At 31.3% G+C, this 21,273-nt stretch carries 17 protein-coding genes; 9 read left to right on the top strand and 8 right to left on the bottom strand.

The genetic code is table 11. The annotated features are described in order from the left end of the window. Positions 1 to 37: 37 nt before the first annotated feature. Together INR78_RS07680 and xrtF are read right to left on the bottom strand one after the other, a co-directional pair. Positions 38 to 466, bottom strand: a complete 429-nt coding sequence (locus INR78_RS07680) for an exosortase F system-associated protein (RefSeq protein ID WP_223076051.1) — start codon at positions 464 to 466, stop codon at positions 38 to 40. Then, positions 459 to 1,010, bottom strand: coding sequence for an exosortase family protein XrtF (xrtF, locus tag INR78_RS07675; RefSeq protein WP_027880526.1), 552 nt, complete (start codon positions 1,008 to 1,010; stop codon positions 459 to 461). Before xrtF ends, INR78_RS07680 begins: the two co-directional genes overlap by 8 nt. 80 nt (positions 1,011 to 1,090) lie before the next feature. Between xrtF and INR78_RS07670 the strand changes: the two genes are divergently transcribed. The 7 genes from INR78_RS07670 to rodA all read left to right on the top strand — a co-directional run bounded on the left by INR78_RS07670 (position 1,091) and on the right by rodA (position 9,012). Beyond that, complete coding sequence (locus INR78_RS07670) at positions 1,091 to 1,546, top strand: GAF domain-containing protein (RefSeq protein WP_223076050.1); 456 nt, start codon at positions 1,091 to 1,093, stop codon at positions 1,544 to 1,546. Between the two features lie 157 nt (positions 1,547 to 1,703). Next, a complete protein-coding gene (purH, locus tag INR78_RS07665) occupies positions 1,704 to 3,233 on the top strand; it encodes a bifunctional phosphoribosylaminoimidazolecarboxamide formyltransferase/IMP cyclohydrolase (protein WP_223076049.1) in 1,530 nt (509 codons plus the stop codon). 226 nt (positions 3,234 to 3,459) lie between these two features. Then, positions 3,460 to 4,488: a rod shape-determining protein gene (locus tag INR78_RS07660; RefSeq protein WP_027880522.1), complete on the top strand. Its 1,029-nt coding sequence runs from the start codon at positions 3,460 to 3,462 to the stop codon at positions 4,486 to 4,488. A gap of 12 nt (positions 4,489 to 4,500) precedes the next feature. Further along, positions 4,501 to 5,313 carry a rod shape-determining protein MreC gene (gene mreC / locus INR78_RS07655; protein WP_027880521.1) on the top strand — a complete coding sequence of 271 codons (813 nt, stop codon included), beginning with the start codon at positions 4,501 to 4,503 and terminating at the stop codon, positions 5,311 to 5,313. Next, positions 5,306 to 5,812, top strand: coding sequence for a hypothetical protein (locus tag INR78_RS07650; protein WP_027880520.1), 507 nt, complete (start codon positions 5,306 to 5,308; stop codon positions 5,810 to 5,812). Before mreC ends, INR78_RS07650 begins: the two co-directional genes overlap by 8 nt. Continuing rightward, on the top strand, positions 5,809 to 7,734 hold the full coding sequence (gene mrdA, locus INR78_RS07645) for a penicillin-binding protein 2 (protein ID WP_223076048.1): 1,926 nt from the start codon (positions 5,809 to 5,811) through the stop codon (positions 7,732 to 7,734). The genes INR78_RS07650 and mrdA overlap by 4 nt, the downstream gene beginning before the upstream one ends. Continuing rightward, positions 7,735 to 9,012 carry a rod shape-determining protein RodA gene (gene rodA, locus INR78_RS07640; RefSeq protein ID WP_223076047.1) on the top strand — a complete coding sequence of 426 codons (1,278 nt, stop codon included), beginning with the start codon at positions 7,735 to 7,737 and terminating at the stop codon, positions 9,010 to 9,012. Between the two features lie 52 nt (positions 9,013 to 9,064). Here the strand turns inward: rodA and INR78_RS07635 are convergent, their stop codons facing one another. Both INR78_RS07635 and INR78_RS07630 read right to left on the bottom strand, forming a co-directional pair. Further along, entirely contained in the window at positions 9,065 to 11,800 is a 2,736-nt protein-coding gene (locus INR78_RS07635) for a TonB-dependent receptor (protein WP_223076046.1), read from the bottom strand. A gap of 32 nt (positions 11,801 to 11,832) precedes the next feature. Further along, a complete protein-coding gene (locus INR78_RS07630) occupies positions 11,833 to 12,747 on the bottom strand; it encodes a GLPGLI family protein (RefSeq protein ID WP_223076045.1) in 915 nt (304 codons plus the stop codon). 157 nt (positions 12,748 to 12,904) lie between these two features. Here INR78_RS07630 and INR78_RS07625 point away from each other — a divergent pair, with 157 nt between their 5' ends. Together INR78_RS07625 and INR78_RS07620 are read left to right on the top strand one after the other, a co-directional pair. Next, positions 12,905 to 13,684, top strand: a complete 780-nt coding sequence (locus INR78_RS07625; protein ID WP_223076044.1) for a hypothetical protein — start codon at positions 12,905 to 12,907, stop codon at positions 13,682 to 13,684. Between the two features lie 2 nt (positions 13,685 to 13,686). Beyond that, positions 13,687 to 14,301 carry a deoxynucleoside kinase gene (locus INR78_RS07620; protein ID WP_223076043.1) on the top strand — a complete coding sequence of 205 codons (615 nt, stop codon included), beginning with the start codon at positions 13,687 to 13,689 and terminating at the stop codon, positions 14,299 to 14,301. A 66-nt stretch (positions 14,302 to 14,367) separates the two neighbouring features. On the opposite strand, the gene INR78_RS07615 is transcribed toward INR78_RS07620, so the two are convergent. The 4 genes from INR78_RS07615 to INR78_RS07600 form a co-directional block, all read right to left on the bottom strand. Beyond that, entirely contained in the window at positions 14,368 to 15,369 is a 1,002-nt protein-coding gene (locus INR78_RS07615) for an App1 family protein (RefSeq protein WP_223076042.1), read from the bottom strand. 75 nt (positions 15,370 to 15,444) lie between these two features. Beyond that, entirely contained in the window at positions 15,445 to 17,898 is a 2,454-nt protein-coding gene (locus INR78_RS07610; RefSeq protein WP_223076041.1) for a sodium-translocating pyrophosphatase, read from the bottom strand. A 145-nt stretch (positions 17,899 to 18,043) separates the two neighbouring features. After that, on the bottom strand, positions 18,044 to 18,571 hold the full coding sequence (locus INR78_RS07605; RefSeq protein WP_027880511.1) for an inorganic diphosphatase: 528 nt from the start codon (positions 18,569 to 18,571) through the stop codon (positions 18,044 to 18,046). A 151-nt stretch (positions 18,572 to 18,722) separates the two neighbouring features. Beyond that, a complete protein-coding gene (locus INR78_RS07600; RefSeq protein WP_223076040.1) occupies positions 18,723 to 21,224 on the bottom strand; it encodes a DUF5686 family protein in 2,502 nt (833 codons plus the stop codon). Between the last annotated feature and the right edge of the window lie 49 nt (positions 21,225 to 21,273).

The following is a 21,273-nucleotide window of genomic DNA, read 5'->3' as shown; positions in this document are numbered from 1 at the left end:
AATACTAAGAAACCACTTCAATTTGAAGTGGTTTTTTTTATGTCTTTAACCGTTGATAATAATAAGCAGGCAACAATAATAACAATATTAAAGGCTGAATTAAAAAGCGCCTAATATTAAAAAACACGTAGTAATCTTCTTGTTTTGGATTTAAAACAAAGTACAAGAAAAGTGTAATTAAAATGACATAAGAAATCGAATAAACTAATACCGAAAACTTCACAACACTTTTATCTTTAAAAAACAGATATAAAATACCTAAAGAAATAATGGTGTTAATCCCATATCGCAATGTTGTAAAAGCTACCAATTTTGCAACTTCGCGTCTTGGCGAGTCCAAATACAAATAGTCATTTTGAAAAAACACCAAGTACGGATCATAAAACAATTCGTTTTCAAAAAAACGCACTAAGGCTAATAAGCAAAACAGCAAACCTATCCATATATATTTAGCGTATTTACCCATTAGTTTTCTTGATTTTAGAAAAACGATTCACCCAAAACATCCATAATAAAAATACCATTCCGTAAATTATTCCTGGAAAAATCACAGAGTGTAAAATTTCTTTTCGCCAAGGATAATGATACAATCCAATTGCTAAAATTACTATTCTAAAAAGATTAACTGTATAAATTAAAACACTACCTGACAAAATATAAAAAAAGGTGGTTTTTGGTTTACCTGCAAAAGCTACAACAAAAGCAATAAATAAAATTATAACACTTGTACCGTTACAACCTTCTATTACTCTTGCAACATATTTTTCATTAACTAAAAGTTTCATTGAAGGCTCGTCAGGATGTGGCAAAACTTGACTATCGTACCCAAAACTATCTAATAAAATTTCAGATTGGTTAGCAACCAAATTTGTCACGTAATCAGGATAATAAATCGTTCCTTTAGACAGCTCTAGATATTGACTATAAACAAAACTTAGCACACCATAAACCAATAAAAAAGTGATTATAAATTTAATAACAGACTTGTATTGTAATAATAAAGATTTCAAATGCGTAAATAGAAAAAAAATAGTTTTATAAATGTGGAAATTACACCTTTTTAAATACTTTTACCAAAAATTTTATGAAAATGAGTTTTGATACACTAAAACCTAAAGTTGAAGCTATAATTGCTAATTCTTCTTTATCTAAAGACGAAAAACTTTTAAACATCTGTAAACTTCTAGAAACCAATATAGAATATTATAATTGGGTGGGATTTTACTTTAAAAACGGTGATAAAAACGAACTTAAACTAGGTCCATACGTAGGAGAACCAACGGATCATACAATTATCCCATTTGGAAAAGGTATTTGTGGTCAAGTTGCAGTAAGTAACAAAAAATTTGTCGTTCCAGATGTTTCTGCACAAGACAACTATATTGCTTGTAGCATTACTGTAAAAGCCGAAATTGTAATTCCTATTTTTGTTAACGGAGAAAACATTGGTCAAATAGATATAGATTCTAACACTCCTGATCCGTTTACAGAAGCAGACGAACGTTTTTTAGAATTTGTTTGCCAAAAAGTAGCATCAATATTATAAAACGTAACTAATCAACAACTTACAAAAAGCAACTATTTCTTATAGTTGCTTTTTTTTATGTTAACAACTTATATTTTTTAGTTAAAAAAACTATCACAAACAAAGTTGAAAAAAACTTGAAATTCATTACATTTGATGGCTTATTAACACAACTATAATGAGCAACAAAACAATTAAATCTGCATTAATTTCAGTATTTAGCAAAGATGGTTTAGAACCAATTGTTAAAGAACTTGACAAACAAGGTGTAACCATCTATTCTACTGGTGGTACAGAAAAATTCATTAAGGATTTAGGCATTAACGTCATTCCTGTAGAAGATATAACATCTTACCCTTCTATTTTAGGTGGTCGCGTTAAAACATTACACCCAAAAGTATTTGGTGGTATTTTAAATCGTCAAAACCATGATGGCGATGTTAAAGAAATGAAAGACTTTGACATACCACAAATAGATGTTGTAATCGTAGATCTATATCCGTTTGAAAAAACGGTAGCTTCTGGCGCATCAAACCAAGATATCATAGAAAAAATTGATATTGGAGGTATTTCTTTAATACGTGCTGCTGCAAAAAATTATGCAGATGTTATTTGTGTGTCTTCTGTAGATGATTATGCTGAATTTTTAGAGCTAATCACAGATAAAAAAGGAAATTTAAGCGAAGAAGATCGTAAGCGTTTTGCTGCAAAAGCATTTAATGTATCATCGCATTACGATTCAGCAATCTTCAATTATTTCAATACCACTGAAAATATTCCTGCTTACAAATTAAGCGAAACTAAAGGTCAAGTTTTAAGATATGGCGAAAATCCTCATCAAGACGGTTTCTTCTTTGGTGATTTTGACGCTATGTTTACAAAATTACACGGTAAAGAATTAAGCTACAACAACCTTTTAGATGTCGATGCTGCTGTAAATTTAATAAACGAATTTAAAGGCGAAGCGCCAACTTTTGCTATCTTAAAACACAATAATGCTTGTGGTTTTGCACAACGAAATACAATAAAACAAGCTTATGCAGATGCTTTAGCTGGAGATCCTGTTTCTGCTTTTGGAGGTATTTTAATTTCTAATCTTGAAATTGATGCAGACACTGCTGCAGATATTCATAATTTATTCTGTGAAGTTGTAATTGCACCTTCATTTTCAGGTGAAGCTTTAGAGATTTTAAAAGGAAAGAAAAACCGTATTCTATTAATCTTAAAAGATACACCGCTTTCTGCTAAAACCGTAAGAACATGTTTAAACGGTGTTTTAGTACAAGATAAAGACAACAAAACAGATATTGTAGAAGATTTTACTTATGCAACAAACACAAAACCAACAGATACAGAAATTGAAGATTTAATCTTTGCTTCAAAGATTTGTAAGCACACAAAATCTAACACAATTGTTTTAGTAAAAGATAAGCAACTTTGCGCTAGTGGAACAGGTCAAACAAGTCGTGTAGACGCTTTAAATCAAGCTATACATAAAGCAACATCTTTCAATTTTGACTTAAAAGGAAGTGTTATGGCAAGTGATGCATTTTTCCCATTTCCTGATTGTGTAGAAATCGCAGGAAACGCTGGTATAACAAGCGTTATTCAACCTGGTGGATCTATAAAAGACCAATTAAGTATTGATTATTGTAATGATAATAATATTTCAATGGTCATGACTGGGACACGTCATTTTAAACACTAATTTCTATTTAAAATATATTTAAAAGCTTCAGTTAAACACTGAAGCTTTTTTTTTGCAAAAATTTTCAACTTCAATAAAATAAAACATAAAAAAATCTGTTACTTGAAAAGGAATTTATATCTTAATAAAATTAAGTAGCAAGTAAATTATTAAATTCATAATAATTTCAGCATTTTTCTTACTTTTACACCATCATATACTAATAGCAAATAATTACACGTAGCGCATGGGTTTTTTTGACTTTTTAACTGAAGAAATCGCAATAGATTTAGGAACAGCAAACACACTTATTATTCATAACGATAAGGTTGTGGTAGATGCGCCTTCCATAGTTGCCAGAGATAGAGTTTCTGGAAAAATCATTGCAGTTGGTCAAGAAGCTAATATGATGCAAGGTAAAACGCATGAAAACATCAAAACTATTAGACCTCTAAAAGACGGTGTAATTGCAGATTTTGATGCGTCAGAACAAATGATTAGTATGTTTATTAAAAACATACCTGCATTAAAGAAAAAGCTATTTACACCTGCCTTAACAATGGTTATTTGTATTCCTTCAGGAATTACTGAAGTTGAAATGCGCGCCGTAAAAGAAAGTGCAGAACGTGTTAACGGTAAAGAAGTGTACCTAATCCACGAGCCTATGGCTGCAGCAATTGGTATTGGTGTAGATATTATGCAACCTAAAGGAAACATGATTGTTGACATAGGTGGAGGAACAACAGAAATTGCAGTTATTGCTTTAGGTGGTATTGTTTGTGATAAATCTGTTAAGATTGCAGGAGACGTTTTTACAAACGATATTATATACTACATGCGTACACAACACAACCTTTATGTTGGAGAACGTACTGCTGAAAAAATTAAAATCCAAATTGGTGCTGCTACCGAAGATTTAGATTTACCACCAGAAGACATGAGTGTTCAGGGTAGAGATTTGTTAACAGGTAAACCAAAACAGGTACAAATATCGTATAGAGAAATAGCAAAGGCATTAGACAAGTCTATTTTGCGTATTGAAGATGCGGTAATGGAAACATTATCTCAAACACCTCCAGAATTAGCTGCAGATATTTACAATACAGGTATTTACTTAGCTGGTGGAGGATCTATGTTACGTGGTTTAGACAAGCGTCTTTCTCAAAAAACAGATTTACCTGTTTACATTGCAGAAGACCCATTACGTGCTGTAGTTAGAGGAACAGGTATTACGCTAAAAAACATAGGTAGATTTAAAGGCGTATTGATCAAGTAGGATAAAAACACTATGCAACAAATTGTAAATTTCATTTTAAGAAACAAATCGTTTTTGTTTTTCTTGTTGCTACTGTCTATCTCGGTTTCACTTACAATTCAATCACATTCTTATCACAGAAGTAAGTTTATAAATTCTGCTAATTTTTTTACTGGAGGACTTTATAATACTAGCAACTCAATTTCTAGTTATTTTAACTTAGAAGAAGAAAACCAAAAACTTAATAAAGAAAACGCTAGACTTAACACATTAATTGGTAATACTAAAAAGGAAAGTATTAGCTATATAGACACTACAACTTTTGAAAATACTTTTAAGTTTACACCTGCTAGAATAATTAAAAACAGCTACTCTAAGCAACAAAATGTTTTATTAATTAATAAAGGCAAAAAAGATAGTATAAAAGACGACTTAGCTGTTATTGACAATAATAAGATTATAGGTATTACAGCCAATTACAACTCAAAATACGCTACAGTTATTTCAATATTAAATACAACAAGTCGTATTAGTGCACAACTTAAAAAAACTAATCATTTTGGGACTTTAAGTTGGAACGGAAAGTCTCCAAAAGTTGTACAATTAACAGATATTCAAAAAAACGCTCCAGTTAAAATTGGAGATACTATTATAACTTCTGGTAGATCGTCAATTTTTCCAAAAGGAATACTTATTGGCTCTATCAAAGATTTTAAACTAGATATTACAGAGAATTATTACGAAATAAACGTTTCATTGTTTAATGACATGACCAATTTAGAGCATGTTATGGTTATAGAAAACAAAGACAAATCATTAATTGAAGATTTATTAAACAATGAATAATTTATTATCTATACATACATTAAGGTTTTTACTGCTAATAGTTTTTCAAGTATTACTATTTAATCATATTGACTTTTTAGGCTACGTAAACCCATACATTTACATACTTTTTATTGCATTATACCCTGTAAAAAACAATCGTATGTTGTTTTTATTTTTAAGTTTTTTACTAGGGTTAATTATAGATTTTTTCATGGATTCTGGTGGCATAAATGCAACAGCTTCTTTAATTATAGCCTTTATTAGACCTGCTGTATTAAAGTTTAGCTTTGGTGCAGTATACGAACACAATGTGTTGAAGTTTAACAACACTAATTTTATTCAAAAACTGGCTTACTTTAGCATCTTGATAGTTATTCATCATTTCTTTTACTTTTTGATGGAATTTTTTAACATTTCTAAAATAATTTTAATCTTAAAAAACACGTTATTATCCAGCATTTTTACTATACTACTTAGTATTTTAATAACTACTATTTTTAGCAAAAAAACTAAATGAGAAAATATATACTTTTCTTTTTTGTAATTATTGTTGGTATCATATTTATAGGCAGATTGTTATACTTGCAAGTATTTAACAGTCATGCCCAAAGCATTTATGATGACAATGCAATTAGAACAGTTTTTAATTATCCTAAACGAGGTTTTGTTTACGACAGAAATGGTAAACTTTTAGTATCAAACCAACCATCTTATGATGTCATGGTTATTCCTAGGGATGTCAAACCTTTAGATACTTTAGAGTTTTGTTCACTTTTAAAAATCAACAAAGAACAGTTTTTAAATAAATATAATAAAGCTAGGCATTACTCACCAAGACTACCTTCTGTTTTTGTTTCTCATTTAGCAAAAGAAGATTACGCTATCCTTCAAGAAAAAATGAGAAAATATAAAGGGTTTTATATTCAAAAAAGATCCTTAAGAAAATACGAAACCAATATTGGCGCAAATGTTTTAGGAGACATAGGAGAAGTAAATAACAGAGATATAGCAAAAGACAATTACTACCATAGTGGAGATTTAATAGGTAAGCAAGGTGTAGAAGCTTCTTATGAAAACATATTACGTGGACAAAAAGGGATTAAGTTTATCCAAAAAGATATCCATAATCAAGATATAGGACCTTATAAAAACGGTAAATATGATACGCTACCGAGAGCTGGTAAAGACATAAAAATTACAATTGATGCAGATTTACAAGCTTATGGAGAGTTACTAATGACCAATAAACGTGGTGGAGTAATAGCTATAGAACCAAAAACAGGAGAAATCTTAGCAATGGTTTCTGCTCCTACTTACAACCCAAATAGTTTAGTTGGAAGAAATAGAAGTAAAAACTTTACAAAACTATTTAACGACTCTATTGCAAAACCCTTATTTAACAGAAGCTTGCAAGGTGTTTACGAGCCAGGTTCACCTTTTAAATTAATGAATGCTCTTATTGCTTTAGAAGAAAACGTTATGTCCCCTAATGAAAAAGTAACGTGTTATCACGGTATTAAATACGGTAACCGTTTTATGGGATGTCACTGTCCTTCTGGTAAAAGAAATGATATGATTGAAGGTATTGAAGAGTCTTGTAATGCTTATTTTTTAACAGCTTATAGACGCATATTAGATAAATATGAAAACGCATCTGTTGGTATTGATAAATGGAGTAAGCATGTAAAAAGTTTTGGTTTAGGCAACTATCTAAATAACGATCTTTTTGTTGGTCAAAAAGGACGAATTCCGGATAGAGAGTACTATAGCTATCAATATCCAAAAACCTTCTACTCTACTTATACTGTGTCTAATGCAATTGGACAAGGTGAAGTTGCTACAACACCTATACAATTGGCAAATATGACTGCCGCAATAGCTAACAGAGGTTTTTATTTTACACCACACATTATTAAATCTATAGAAGGAGAAACTATTCCTGAAAGTTTTAAAACACCAAAATATACTTCTATAAGCAAAGAAAATTTTGAACCAGTAATTGAAGGTATGCACCAAGTTTACAAAACTGGTACTGCAAGTAGCCTTAAAATAAAAGATATTGAAATCTGCGGAAAAACAGGGACAGTAGAAAATTTTACCAGAATTGATAGTGTAAGAACACAGCTTACTGACCACTCTATTTTTGTGGCGTTTGCACCAAAAGATGACCCAAAAATTGCAATTGCTGTTTTTGTTGAAAATGGATATTGGGGAAGCAGATTTGCAGGAAAAGTTGCTAGTTTAATGATTGAAAAACATTTAAAAGGCGAAATCACAAGAACAGATTTAGAAGACTGGCTACTTTCACACAGTCTTGAAAACGAATACGCAAAACCTTATTCAGGTAAACCGTTTAAAATTAATGGTCAAACCGAGTTACAAGTCATTCCGCCAGAAGAATTTAATAAACTAAAACAAAAGTTAAACCAGCTTAACTAAATGCTAAGAGAAACAGACAGACATTTTAAATTTGATTGGCTAACCATAATACTATTTTTTTTATTAGTAGGATTTGGATGGGTTAATATACTATCTGCATCACATTCAGGTGATGCTATAGAACTTTTTAATTTTAGTCATTCTTACAGTAAACAATTAATATTTATTGGTTTATCTGTAGTTTTAATTATCTTTATTTTGTCTTTAGAAGCTAAATTTTACGAACGGTTTTCTAGTATTTTTTACCTCATCTCTATAGTTTCTTTAGTTGGTTTATTCATCTTTGGTAAGAATATTAACGGAGCCACTTCTTGGTACGCAATAGGATCTATGACACTTCAACCAAGTGAGTTTGCAAAAACTGCTACTGCACTTGCTGTTGCAAAATATTTAAGCGATTTAAACACAGATATTAAAAGTTTTTCGGATCAATTAAAACTTTTTGGCATTATTGTGTTACCTGCTCTATTAATTTTACTTCAAAAGGATGCTGGTAGTACTTTGGTGTATAGCGCTTTCTTCTTTGTTTTATATAGAGAAGGTTTACCGCAAATCTATTTAGTTATTGCGGTTTTAATAGTTTTACTTTCTATTTCTGCATTAAAATTTGGACTAATAATTACTTTATTAGTTACTGCTTTTATTGTGCTAACTCATCATTTCACCAGAAAAAAGAGACCATCATTTTTTCAACCTTTAATGGTCATTTTAATATCCGGAGCTCTAGCATTTACTGTAAGATTTATTTATCAAAACTTTTTACCTATCCACCAAAAAGACCGTATTACAATTTGGCTAAGTCTAGAAAAAGATCCTGTTAAATTAAAGCAAATGAAACAAACCATAGCCTACAATTTAAATGAATCTGAAAAAGCTATAAGTAATGGTGGTTTTGCAGGAAAAGGTTTTTTACAAGGTACACGTACTACAGGAAATTTTGTACCAGAACAACATACAGATTACATTTTTACAACCGTTGGTGAAGAATGGGGATTTATTGGTAGTACACTTACTGTTATTTTATTTGTATTGCTAATTGTAAGGGTAATTATTTTAGCAGAACGTCAAAAAAATCAATTTAGCCGCATGTATGGTTATGCGGTTGCTAGTATTTTATTTATACACTTTAATATTAATATTGGTATGGTTATGGGATTAATACCAACTATTGGTATACCGCTTCCGTTTTTTAGTTATGGTGGATCTGGTCTTTGGGGATTTACCATATTACTATTCATTTTTATTAAATTAGATTCTAATAGAATTAATGAGTGGTAATAAAAAAAAGCGCCTTTTTCAAAGCGCTTTTTTATCGGACTAAAATTCAATACTATAAATTATATATAACTCTTAGTGTTAAAAATCTTGGTTGTATGTAGTACTGACTTGTACTTACAGAAAATGTTCCGTTGCTTGTTTGGTTTCTTGTCGCTGTATCTAACAAGTTTGTCGCTTTAAGCTCATATTCCCATTTACTATCATTAGTTTTACGATACGCTAAAGAGGCATTCCATAAATCAAAAGAGTTTATAGTTTCATCTTCATTTCTTAAATTACTGTATGTATAGTCTGTCTTAAAAGTTAATTTTTTGAAGATTAACGCATCAAATTCAATAGTTGGTGCATTGGTATAAAACTTAGTTCTTGTATTACCTTGATCGCTATCTTGTATGCTGTAACGGTAGCTTACTTCAAAATTAGGTGCTTCTAAAAAGTTAGAACGTATACTTGCTGTATAGCTTTGATTATAGTTTTCGTTAACCGAAACAATATCATTAATTAACTGATTAAATTTTGTGTAGGCAAAACTACCTCTTACACTACCTTGAAGCTTACCAAATCGTCTTTGAAAACGTCCGCTTGCTGTAAAAGATTCGTCTTCAAAACCTGAGTTAAAAGGCGTACTACTTCTAATTACAGAACCGTCTTGAAATATCGACCTTGTTCTAATATTATCTATACTCTTCGTGTAGTTTAACATTGCAAACACGTTAGTATAATTAAACATATTAAAGCTGAAATAACTTAAATTTAAATTATGTGATAATGCACTTTCTAGATCTGGATTACCAATAAAAGTCGAATTGTAATTATTTAAAACTAATCCTCTAGCAAACTGATTAACATCTGTAAACTGTGTTTGCATTTTATAGTTGAAATTTAAATTTTCTGATTGTTTAAGCTGAACACGAACATTTAAATCTGGTAATAATCTGAAAAAGTTATCTTTAGTTTCTTCTCCAAACTGTGTATTAACCGCGCTATAAGCATGTGCCGAAACACCTGGACTAATCGTAAACTTACCTGTTTTCCAACGGTAATGTAATCCTAAATACACATCACTAAATGTGTAATCTGTATCATTTACATCGGTTACACCTGCAATTGGTGTTGTATCTAACTCATTTCCGTTATCTAACACTTGAAAAATATTAGAGTTAAACTGTTGTTTGCTGTAAATTGTCCCGATAGTAAAATTAATATCGCTCTTCTTATTAAGAATGTTCCAGTAATCTAATTTAGCGTCTAATTGATTAGATTTTACACGCTTCTCTTGATTAACATCGTATAAATTTTGATCTGTATTTAAGCCTAAAGCAAATGCAGTATTATCAAAAGCATCATTATCTGCATCTGCATTGTTTGTAGGATCATTCTCTAAAACAGCTTTATAAAAAGGATCTTCATCTTGTATTAAATGTTGTGCAGATAATGCAAAAATATTATTCTCGTCATGCGTGTAATAGTAGTTTAAATTCTGATTGATACTGTATGGATTTGAATTTTGATTTTCGTCAATGCCACCAACTACAGAAGATAATACTACTTGATCTTGAGACTCTTTAGATGTACGTCCAACAATATCATAATCTAGTTGATTATTAGTGTTAGGCTTGTATTTAGCACTTAATTTAATCATTCCCAAATCACTTTTTTGATGTGTGTTAGTCTCTGTTTGTTCATTAGGAATATTTAAACTTTGGTCTGTATAAATTACATTTTGGTTTTCTTGTAAGTCTATACGACTACTAGAAAAAATACCAAAACCACTTAAGTCTAGAGTCTTTTTAGGTGAAAAACTGAAGTTAGCAGCACCAAACTTTGTATTAATATCTTTAGCTTGGTTATTTTGTAGTTGAAGGAAACTTAGATTATTATTTCCTAAACTTATATTTGTACCACTTTGCTGACTTGGCATTTGGAAACCGCCTGAAAAGTTAAAGATGTCACGACGTGTCAAAGCCAACTCGCCAACATTATTTAAATCACCAATAAAGTTGATACTTTTTTCTGGACTATAATAAAACAATTTAGGTTGTGCCAGGTATAAAGTTTTGTTTGGAGAGTCACCAATACCGCCAGTAATTGTACCAAACCAAAAGTTTTTCTTTCCTTCTTTTAACTTAATATTTATGGCAATATTATCCTGATTATTAGTCACACCACTAAGTTGACCAACTTCTGAATAATTTTTTAAGACCTGAACTTTATCTACCGCATTTGCAGGAATATTTTTAGTTGCTAATTTAGAATCGCCATCAAAAAAATCTTTACCATCTACCATAACTTTTCCAACAGCTTTACCTTCTACTTCAATTTCACCTTCATCATTAACCTCAACACCTGGTAATTTTTCTAGGACGTCTCCAAGTTTTCTTTCGGTTCCGTTTTTAAAAGAATCTGCATTATAAACTATGGTATCGCCACTAATGGTTACAGGCATTTCATAGGTTAATTCAACTTCATCTAAACTATCATCAAAAGACATTGTAAAGTCTTTTTCTAAATTTGCTTCTTTAGTTTCTATAGTCTCTGATAAAGATTGCATACCGATATAGCTCACGGTAATTGTATAGGTAGAATTTTCTTCTAAATTTAACTTGAAACGACCTTTATCGTTAGTAATCCCGTAAGCATCTAAATTTTTAGTTGCTTGGTTTATAGCTACTACGTTGGCTAACTCCAAACCAACACCTGTACTATCTTTTACTACACCTTGAAACGTGACTTGAGCAAAAGATGTACTTGCTAATAAGATTATTAGCAGTTTTATTACGTTTTTCATTATTTGATTTTTGATTAGTTAAAAGAAATGGATTAGTGTCTTCCTCCGCCACCTCTAGCTCTTCTAGCTCTAAACATAGCACGCATTTCTTCCATTTTCTTTTTTACAATCTCTTGGTATTCTTCTCTACCAACTTCTTTACCTTTGGTTGGTTTTTTGATTTCTTTTTTATTTTCAGGATTTAAAGTGATTTTAGTACAAAGAATAGTTGTTCTTCCTGAGTTGATTTCTAAAATCAATCCTGGTAATCCCCAATATTCTCCAGGTCCAGCGCTTACTGGTATTTGCATAGTATACCATGCTGTAACTTCTATTTGTTCTGGGATTTCGATTTGATCAAAAGGATCTTTAAACTCGTCCTTTTTTGTAGAATCTTTTTCTACTTCTGCACCATCTTTTTCTTCATCTTTTTTCTTGTCTTCATCTTTATTTTTACGGCGCATATTTGTCCAATCTGCAGCATCTACTTTTTTTACAGCTGTTGCTTTAAAACACATGTATTGACCAATTTGTTTGGTTTCGCCTGTCATTTTCCATTCGTATTTTGGTAAACTATCGTTAATTAAAAATTGCTTACCAAAAAACTCTTGATCCTGCAAGTACTCGTTTGTTTTTACATTTTTATAAACTGGACCACTGCTTCCCATTCCGCCCATCATACGCATTCCTCCTTGTGCTGGCGACTCTAAAGCTTCGTCTTCTTTATACATCGATTCTGTTTTGTTAAACGTAAGTATGAAGGTTTTTTCTAGCATAGATTTCATACGCTCCATAATCATTTTCTTACGTTCTGGACTAAGCTCTCTGCCTCCAAAGTTATCTAAATCTACTGTCGTTTTTGACATGTAAACTGCTTCTCCTTGAAAATCGTTTTGAGCATGTAAACCAAAAGCAATCAACATAATAAATATTGATCCATAGGTTTTTAAGGTAGTTCTTAAATTCATTTTAAAAATTTTAAGTATTAAATTTTAATTTTTTATTTGACTTTGAAATTAACTAATAGTTTAATTCTGAAATGTTAATTATTTACTAATAAAAAATTAGTAGCAAAATTGCTGATTTTGTTACAAATATTGTTTGAAATTTGTACATTGTATCTTAATGAAACAGCTTTTAATTTTACTTGCTTTTGTTAGCTCTTCTTGTTTTGCTCAAGAAGAAATCACTACTACTCTTATTGAAAAAAAGTCTCTAAAAGCCGATTGGCTAGTTGGTATAGATAATTTTGAAGCAACTTACTTTATAAAAAACAACACCTTTAAAAAAGCAACTAACAAAGACACTTTAAACTATAGTAACTTTCAGTTAGGTCAAATTACTAGTGCTAACGCTTTTAACTCCTTAAAGATTAATTTGTTTTATGCGGACTTTAATACGGTTATTATTCTTGACAACCGTCTAGCTGAAGTAGCAAAAATTGATTTTAATTCAGCTGAAAACTATAAAAACATTACCCATGTCACTACTGGTTTTGATAATACTATTTGGGTCTATAATCAAGACTTTCAGTATTTAGAATTATTTAATTTTCAAACTAAAAAAACACGATACAAAACTATACCAGTAAGCTCTAAAGTTTTAGACCTAACTAGTAATTATAATTACTGTTGGCTATTAACAGATAATTTTTTATACTGCTACAACTACTTTGGTAGCTTAGTTTACAAAATACCAAACACTGGTTTTACAAAACTTCAAGCCACTAAAGAAAACTTAATTATAAAAACCAATGATGGGTTAATCTATTACAACTCAAAAGACCAAACACAAAAAGAAATTAAAACTTCAAATATGTTAATAAAACAGTTTTTTGTAACCAATCAAATCCTGTATATTTACACCCTTAATTTTTTATCTAAATTTCAACTTAAAACCGACTAATTATGCACGTTGCTGTAGCAGGAAATATAGGCGCAGGTAAAACCACGCTAACCAAATTATTAGCTAAACACTATAACTGGGAAGCTCAATTAGAAGATGTTGTAGACAACCCATATTTAGACGATTTTTATAACCAAATGGAACGTTGGAGTTTTAACCTACAAGTTTATTTTTTAAATAGTCGTTTTAGACAAGTTACCCAAATAAACGAAAGTGGTAAAGACATTATACAAGACCGTACCATTTATGAAGATGCACATATTTTTGCACCTAATTTACATGCAATGGGATTAATGACAAATCGTGATTTTGAAAACTACAAATCCCTTTTTGATCTTATGGAAACTTTTGTTCCTGGACCAGATTTACTAATATATTTACGCAGCTCAATTCCTAATTTAGTAGCTCAAATACATAAGCGTGGTCGTGATTACGAAAATTCTATAAGCATTGATTATTTAAGCAGGCTTAACGAGCGTTATGAAGCTTGGATACACGGTTACAACAAAGGAAACTTACTAATTATAGATGTAGATAATTTAGACTTTGTTGCAAACCCTGAAGATTTAGGTAATATAATAAACAAAATAGACGCGCAAATTAACGGATTGTTTTAGATTTTTTTTGGCGTTACCCTATCTAGTCTGATAAGAGTTTATACTGAGCGTAGTCGAAGTACGGGTTTATTTAATAATACCTAAACCTTTAGCGTGCGCAATAGCTTCTTTGCTGTTGTCTACTAACATAACAGGAATACTGTAATCTGCCAATAGCTTTTTAACACGCTGCATTTTCTGTTTATGTAATACACTACGCAAATAAACAACCTTAATACGGTTAGGAAAACTATTGACTAACTCTAAATAAATATCTGGATCATGCTCACTACTATCTCCAATTAATACAAATGGTAAATTAGGATAGGTATTTAAAATATTAGTAATTTCTAGTTGTTTTTGGGGCTTGCAAGTAGATGTTTTCTTTTTAAAAATAGTTCTAAAACTACGAAGCAATATTGGTCCTTTAGGAAAGTTGTTCGTTTTTAAAAAAAACTCTAAATATCTGTATAAATTCCATGGACTATGACTTACATAAAATATAGGATTAGCCTTTTTACCATTTGTACCACGATGCAAAAGATGATAAAACTCTGCTGCGCCTTCTAAAGGCATCCTACTTTGTACATGTTTTAAAAAAGTATTAAAAATAACACGCCATTTTAAAAATGAAGCTACTCCGGTATGAATAATCGTATCATCAATGTCACTTATTACACCAAAATCTGCATCTTTAGCAGGTATTAACATTTCACCTTTAAAACGGTTTTCTTTTTGAATGGTACGTTTTATGTTAGGTTCATCATAAGAAAGCTCAAAATTTAACCAACCTTCTGGATTGACAAGATGTTTAAAATCTTCATTACTAACATCTATTTTATAGTATCCATCTCTATCGGTTTTTGTATAATAAACCCTGTTATCTGGTAAAGTAATTTTGAGTTTGGTGTTTTTAATTTCATCGGTTTCAAAACGCTTCCAAGTATTAAGGATAAGATTCCACAAGCTTTTCTCTTCTAAATTAATAGTTTCGTCTTCTAAAGCGCGACCACGTATATAGAAATGATGTTGTGTACCATAACTTAAAAATGAAATTATTTGTAACGGATCTTTTTTAAACCAGCTCATATTAGTTTCAAATATAACATAAAAAAAACCTGCTAAAAACAATAGCAGGTCTTTAATTTTATAATACTTAAAGTATTAAGCTTGAGGTAAGTTTTTAATCTCTTCTTTTGTAACTTCTATTTGCTTTTTCACTTTTTTGTTATTGCTATCTTTAGTATTTTCTAAAGCATTAATTTTTGCATTAACTTCTTCTTCTGTTCCTGTAAAAACATGCTTTTTCACAAAAGATTCTCCGTTGCTAACTGTTGTTGATGTTACGTTTGCAGTTACAGTTCCGTCATTATTTTTTTCCATAATAACTTTAACTTTCACCTCTTTTTTATTACTATTATTTACTGTAACCTCAACATCTTTATTCATTGCCATACCTTCTTCCACATCGTGATTCCCTAGGATTGGAGCTATTACTAATCCTACTAGACAGGTTAACTTAATTAAAATATTCATAGATGGTCCTGAGGTATCTTTAAATGGATCTCCGACAGTATCTCCAGTAACTGCTGCTTTATGCGCTTCACTACCTTTATACTCCATTTTTCCATCTATTTCAACACCTGCTTCAAAAGATTTTTTAGCATTGTCCCATGCACCACCAGCATTGTTCTGGAAAATTGCCCACATAACACCAGACACACATACACCAGCCATATAACCACCTAAAGGTTCTGCTCCAAAAATTAATCCTATAATTATCGGAGTGATAATTGTGATTAATCCTGGTAAAATCATTTCTTTTAATGCTGCTTTAGTAGAAATATCTACACATTTTGCATATTCTGGCGTACCAGTTCCTTCCATAATCCCCGGAATTTCTTTAAACTGACGACGCACTTCTTGTACCATTTCCATTGCTGCTTTACCTACAGATTGCATAGCTAATGCAGAGAAAATTACAGGAATCATACCTCCGACAAATAACATAGCTAACACATCTGCCTTAAAAATGTTAATACCATCAATACCTGTAAAAGTTACATAAGCAGCAAATAATGCTAACGCTGTTAAGGCTGCAGATGCTATTGCAAAACCTTTACCTACTGCTGCAGTTGTGTTACCAACCGAATCTAAAATATCTGTACGTTCTCTTACGTGTGGCTCAAGCTCGCTCATTTCTGCTACTCCACCAGCATTATCTGCTATTGGTCCAAACGCATCTATTGCTAACTGCATTGCTGTTGTTGCCATCATTGCAGAAGCTGCTAATGCAACACCATAAAATCCTGCTAATGCATACGACCCATAAATTGCTGCTGCAAATAAAATTACAGATAAGAAAGTAGATTTCATACCTACCGCTAAACCTGCAATAATGTTTGTTGCTGCTCCTGTTGAACTATTTTTTACGATATCTAAAACTGGTTTTTTACCTAAGCTTGTGTAATGCGCTGTTACTATAGATATTAATGCACCTACTGCTAATCCAATCATAGCTGCATAAAACACATGTCTTGATGGAATAGCTTTTATACCTTCTCCAAAGAAGCTCATTTGAATTGTTTCTGGTAACATCCAACGAATTAAGAACCAACTTGCAGCAAGTGTAATACCTATCGAAACCCAGTTTCCTACATCTAGTGCTTTTTGAACTTGAGACTCTTTAGCTTCGTTTGAAGAAATTCTAACTAAAAACGTCCCTATAATTGAAGCCAAAATACCAACACCAGCTATGACTATTGGTAGTAAGATTGGTCCCATACCATTAAAAGATTCTAATACAGTACCAGCATCTGCCATATCTTTTATGATATAGTTACCCAATACCATAGCAGCTAAAACTGTTGCTACATAGCTACCAAATAAATCTGCTCCCATACCGGCAACATCACCAACATTATCTCCTACGTTATCTGCAATTGTTGCTGGATTACGCGGATCGTCTTCTGGTATACCAGCTTCTACTTTACCTACTAAATCGGCACCAACATCTGCAGCTTTAGTATAAATACCACCACCAACACGAGCAAAAAGTGCTATTGATTCTGCTCCTAAAGAAAAGCCAGCTAAGGTTTCTAAAACGATAGTCATATTTTTATAAAAAGAACCTTCATTACCCATAAATTGTCCTAAGAACAATAAGAATAACAAACTAAGCCCTAAAACTGCTAAACTAGCAACTCCTAATCCCATTACTGTTCCTCCACCAAAAGACACTTTTAACGCTTGTGGTAAACTTGTTTTTGCAGCTTCGGCAGTACGTGCGTTAGCATCTGTTGCGATTCTCATTCCTATATTTCCTGCTAAAGCAGAAAAAACAGCTCCGATAATAAATGCCGGAATAATCATCCAACTAGTTGTTGATACAACTTGAGATATTCCAAATAATGCAATTGAAGCAATGACTACAAATATTGCTAATAATCTGTATTCTGCATTTAGAAATGCTAAAGCACCTTCTTTTATAGCTTTAGAAATACCTTGCATTTTCTCGTTCCCAGCAGCTTGTTTTTTTACCCAAGCCATTTTAACGAACATAAAAACAAGTCCGAGAATTGCCAATGCTATTGGCAAATAAATCATGTTTGATTCCATATTTATTTTGATTTGTTAGTGTTAATTATCGTAAATGTAACAAAATGGAATCTAATACAAAAACCCTTACAATCAATATGTAAGGGTTTTGAATATTTAAAATGTTTATAAAATCTCCGTTTTTAGCGGGTATAATTTTATTAACTTAGATTAAGAAATCGCCGTTTGCTTTATGCTCGCTGTTTTCGTATCTATCTACGCATTTGCTTACAATTTCGTAAGCTTCTTTTGCATCTCCCCAACTTCCAACATCTACTTTCTTTTTTTCTAAATCTTTGTAAACTTGGAAGAAATGAGTAATCTCATCTAAACGGTGAGGATTAATATCTGATATATCATTTTTAGAATTCCAAATTGGATCAGATACTGGCACGCAAACTATTTTTTCGTCTGGACCTTTTTCATCAGCCATATGGAATACTCCGATTGGTTTTACCTCTACAACACACATAGGAAACGTAGGCTCATGCCCTAAAATTAAAACGTCTAATGGATCACCATCTAAAGCTAGTGTTTGTGGTATAAATCCGTAATCTCCTGGATACATCATCGAAGAGAATAGCATACGGTCAAAACGTATTTTTTTTAAATCAAAATCATATTCATATTTGTTTCTGCTTCCTTTAGGAATTTCTACTAAAGCATCAAATGTTGTTTCTCCTTTTGGGCTCATCTTAATTATTTTATACGCTAATAGCGTTATTTATTTATTAACTATCTAAAAATAAGGGATGCAAAAGTAAGTGATTATTTAGGTTTAGGCAAGAGAAAATAGTTTGACTTTGGAAAATTGATATAGTAACTTACCTACAGCGCATTCTTTTTTAAAAATAAAAACCAAAACTACCGGTTACGCCAAACTTTCTAGCATCTGGGTATAAAACAGGATCTGTATAATTACCTCTAAAATTAAAATCTATTCTAAAGACTTTAAAAATGTTTCCTACACCAAAACTATACTCATAGTAAGGTTTTCTGTTTGGAGCTTCATAAATTAATCCTGAAGCGTTAATATTTCTGTTGTCTTGAGATATATTACCAATAACACCTCTTGCTCCTAGAATAGCTCTTAAATTATATTTTTTTAAGAATGGGATACGTGAAAATAATCTTCCGTTAAAGTTATGTTCTATATGAAGTGTTGCATATTCATCGGTAACAAACTCATAAAAATCAAGGTTTGAAAAAGTGTTATATATTGAAAAATAACTTTGGTTACCTGGTACAACACTTAACAAACCTAAAGGAACTTCTCCAAAAGTCTTACCTGCTTCTACGGTTGTATACAGTCTACCAAAACCACCAATAGCCCAAGGTTGCGTATATGAAAATTGAACTTTAGTATAATCAAAATCACTATTTAAAATACTTTGATCGCCTATAGAAATCTGCGCAAAAAGCCTTGCAAAATCATCGTTTTTTGTTCTTCGTTCTACACCAAAACCTGTCATTTCTCTTTTTGGAAAATAAGATAAAGAGATTGCGGTTTCGTATTGTTTTACTTCAGATTTTGTCGTTGTTTGCGTAGCGTCTGTATAATAATCTAAACTAAATGTATTTGAAGCAGACTCTAAGGTTCGATAACTTCCACTTAAGCGAGTTACAAAGTTTTTTAGTGGCTCTGCTTCTATTGCTAAAGTACTTAGGTTAATATTGGTTAATTTATCGTTTATTCCTGTTCCAACAACGGATGAACTTGCTAAACTTCGTCCTAAAACATCTGTGCTATTAGTTAGACTTGCACCTATTTGTTCTACATCACGACGGTTTCCTCCAGAAATTATCAATCTGCTTTTTTTATCTAATAGCCATTTTCCTGAAATACCATATTTAAACTTATTATCTCTAAAACCGTACGCTGTAAATCCTTCTATACGCCATAAATCATTTTGCCCAAAATAAGTACGTCCGCCAGCTCTTAATCTAACACCTTCAACTTCATTATAACCAAAGGTTGAAAATATAGGTCCGTAGTCTAAATTTAAATCATCAAACTCTATATAGCCAGATGCCAAAATGCTTCCTAAGTTGTAAAGTCTTTTAAATTTTTTAGTCTTTTTTAAAGAATCTAACATGACATAAACACCTTTTTCGTCTTTACTTAAAGACTCCATACGGTTTTTATCCCAAAAACTATCATCTTGATTATAGATATCTTCATCAAAGCTGTAAACTTTTTGCTTGTAAAACTTAGGATCTTTTTCTTTATCAAACTTGTAATTATCGTAAAGTGTGGTACGTTTTCCGTAAATTCCTCTAGATTTTTCCTTCTTATTAAAGGCAAAATCTGACATAAAATAATCTCTTTTTATTAAGAAGACTGAATCGTTTAACACTTCAAAATCTTGCTCTATATAAATTTCTTTCACCCAATTTATATTGGCGCTTTTAGAGGCTTGCATATTGATGTTTTTTAATGCAAATGTGGTATCTGCCACCCAAAAATCGCCTTTAAAAGTAAGTTCGTTTTTACGTCTAGGATAATAAATTATATTATAACACCATTTATTATCAATATATGCACTATCTGAAAGGACGTAATTATACGTTTGTATTCCGGTACGAGAGATTGGACTAACAAAGCTTTTATCAAAAAACTTTAAATAGTTATCGTACACATCATAGTCTGAATACAAATCGTCTACAAAGTCAATAATTACCTGATTATTACTAAATCCTGAGTTTTTATTTCCTTTTAAAATTTCTCGTTTTTCATTAATTACATTATCACCATAAACCTCACTAGCAGCTTCGTTAATAAACATTGGTAAATACGTTTTACCTGTAACTTTAGAAGTATCTACTTGATCAAATACAAACTCCATACCTTTAAACAACTTACTATCTATTAGCGAACTATCTATGGTGTTAAGGTCAAATTCTACCTTTTCGTATTTATCATATTGGTATTGTTTGTACTGCTTAAGTCCATTACTACGTTTATTTGCCCATATTTTTCTTAAAATATCAATTGCAGGATTGTTCTTTTTAGGTTGTTTTCCTGAAACAATAACCACTTCATCTAATGCAGCAGCTTCTTCTTGAAGCGTCACCTTTAACTGATAAGTTACTCTTTTTTTAAGTTGAATTTCTTGAGTTTCAAAACCAATAAAAGATATTTTTAATACGTCCCAATTGTTTTCATCTTCAATATAAAATGTACCTTCTTCATTAGTTATTACTCCTATTGAAGAACCTTTAAAAATTACATTTGCAAAAGGCACCGGATTATTTGATGCGTCAAAAACTTGACCACTAACTTTGGTTTGTGCTAACGCAGAAATGATGCTAAAAAGAAAAAAAAGGGCAGAAAGAAGTCTATTCATTAATTTTGGTTTATAAACAAAAAAACTTCATCAACAATCGTGCTAATGA

Source organism: Mesoflavibacter sp. SCSIO 43206 (assembly GCF_019904215.1).
GTDB classification, from domain to species: Bacteria; Bacteroidota; Bacteroidia; order Flavobacteriales; family Flavobacteriaceae; genus Mesoflavibacter; species Mesoflavibacter zeaxanthinifaciens.
This window is presented reverse-complemented; position numbering and strand designations above follow the sequence as displayed.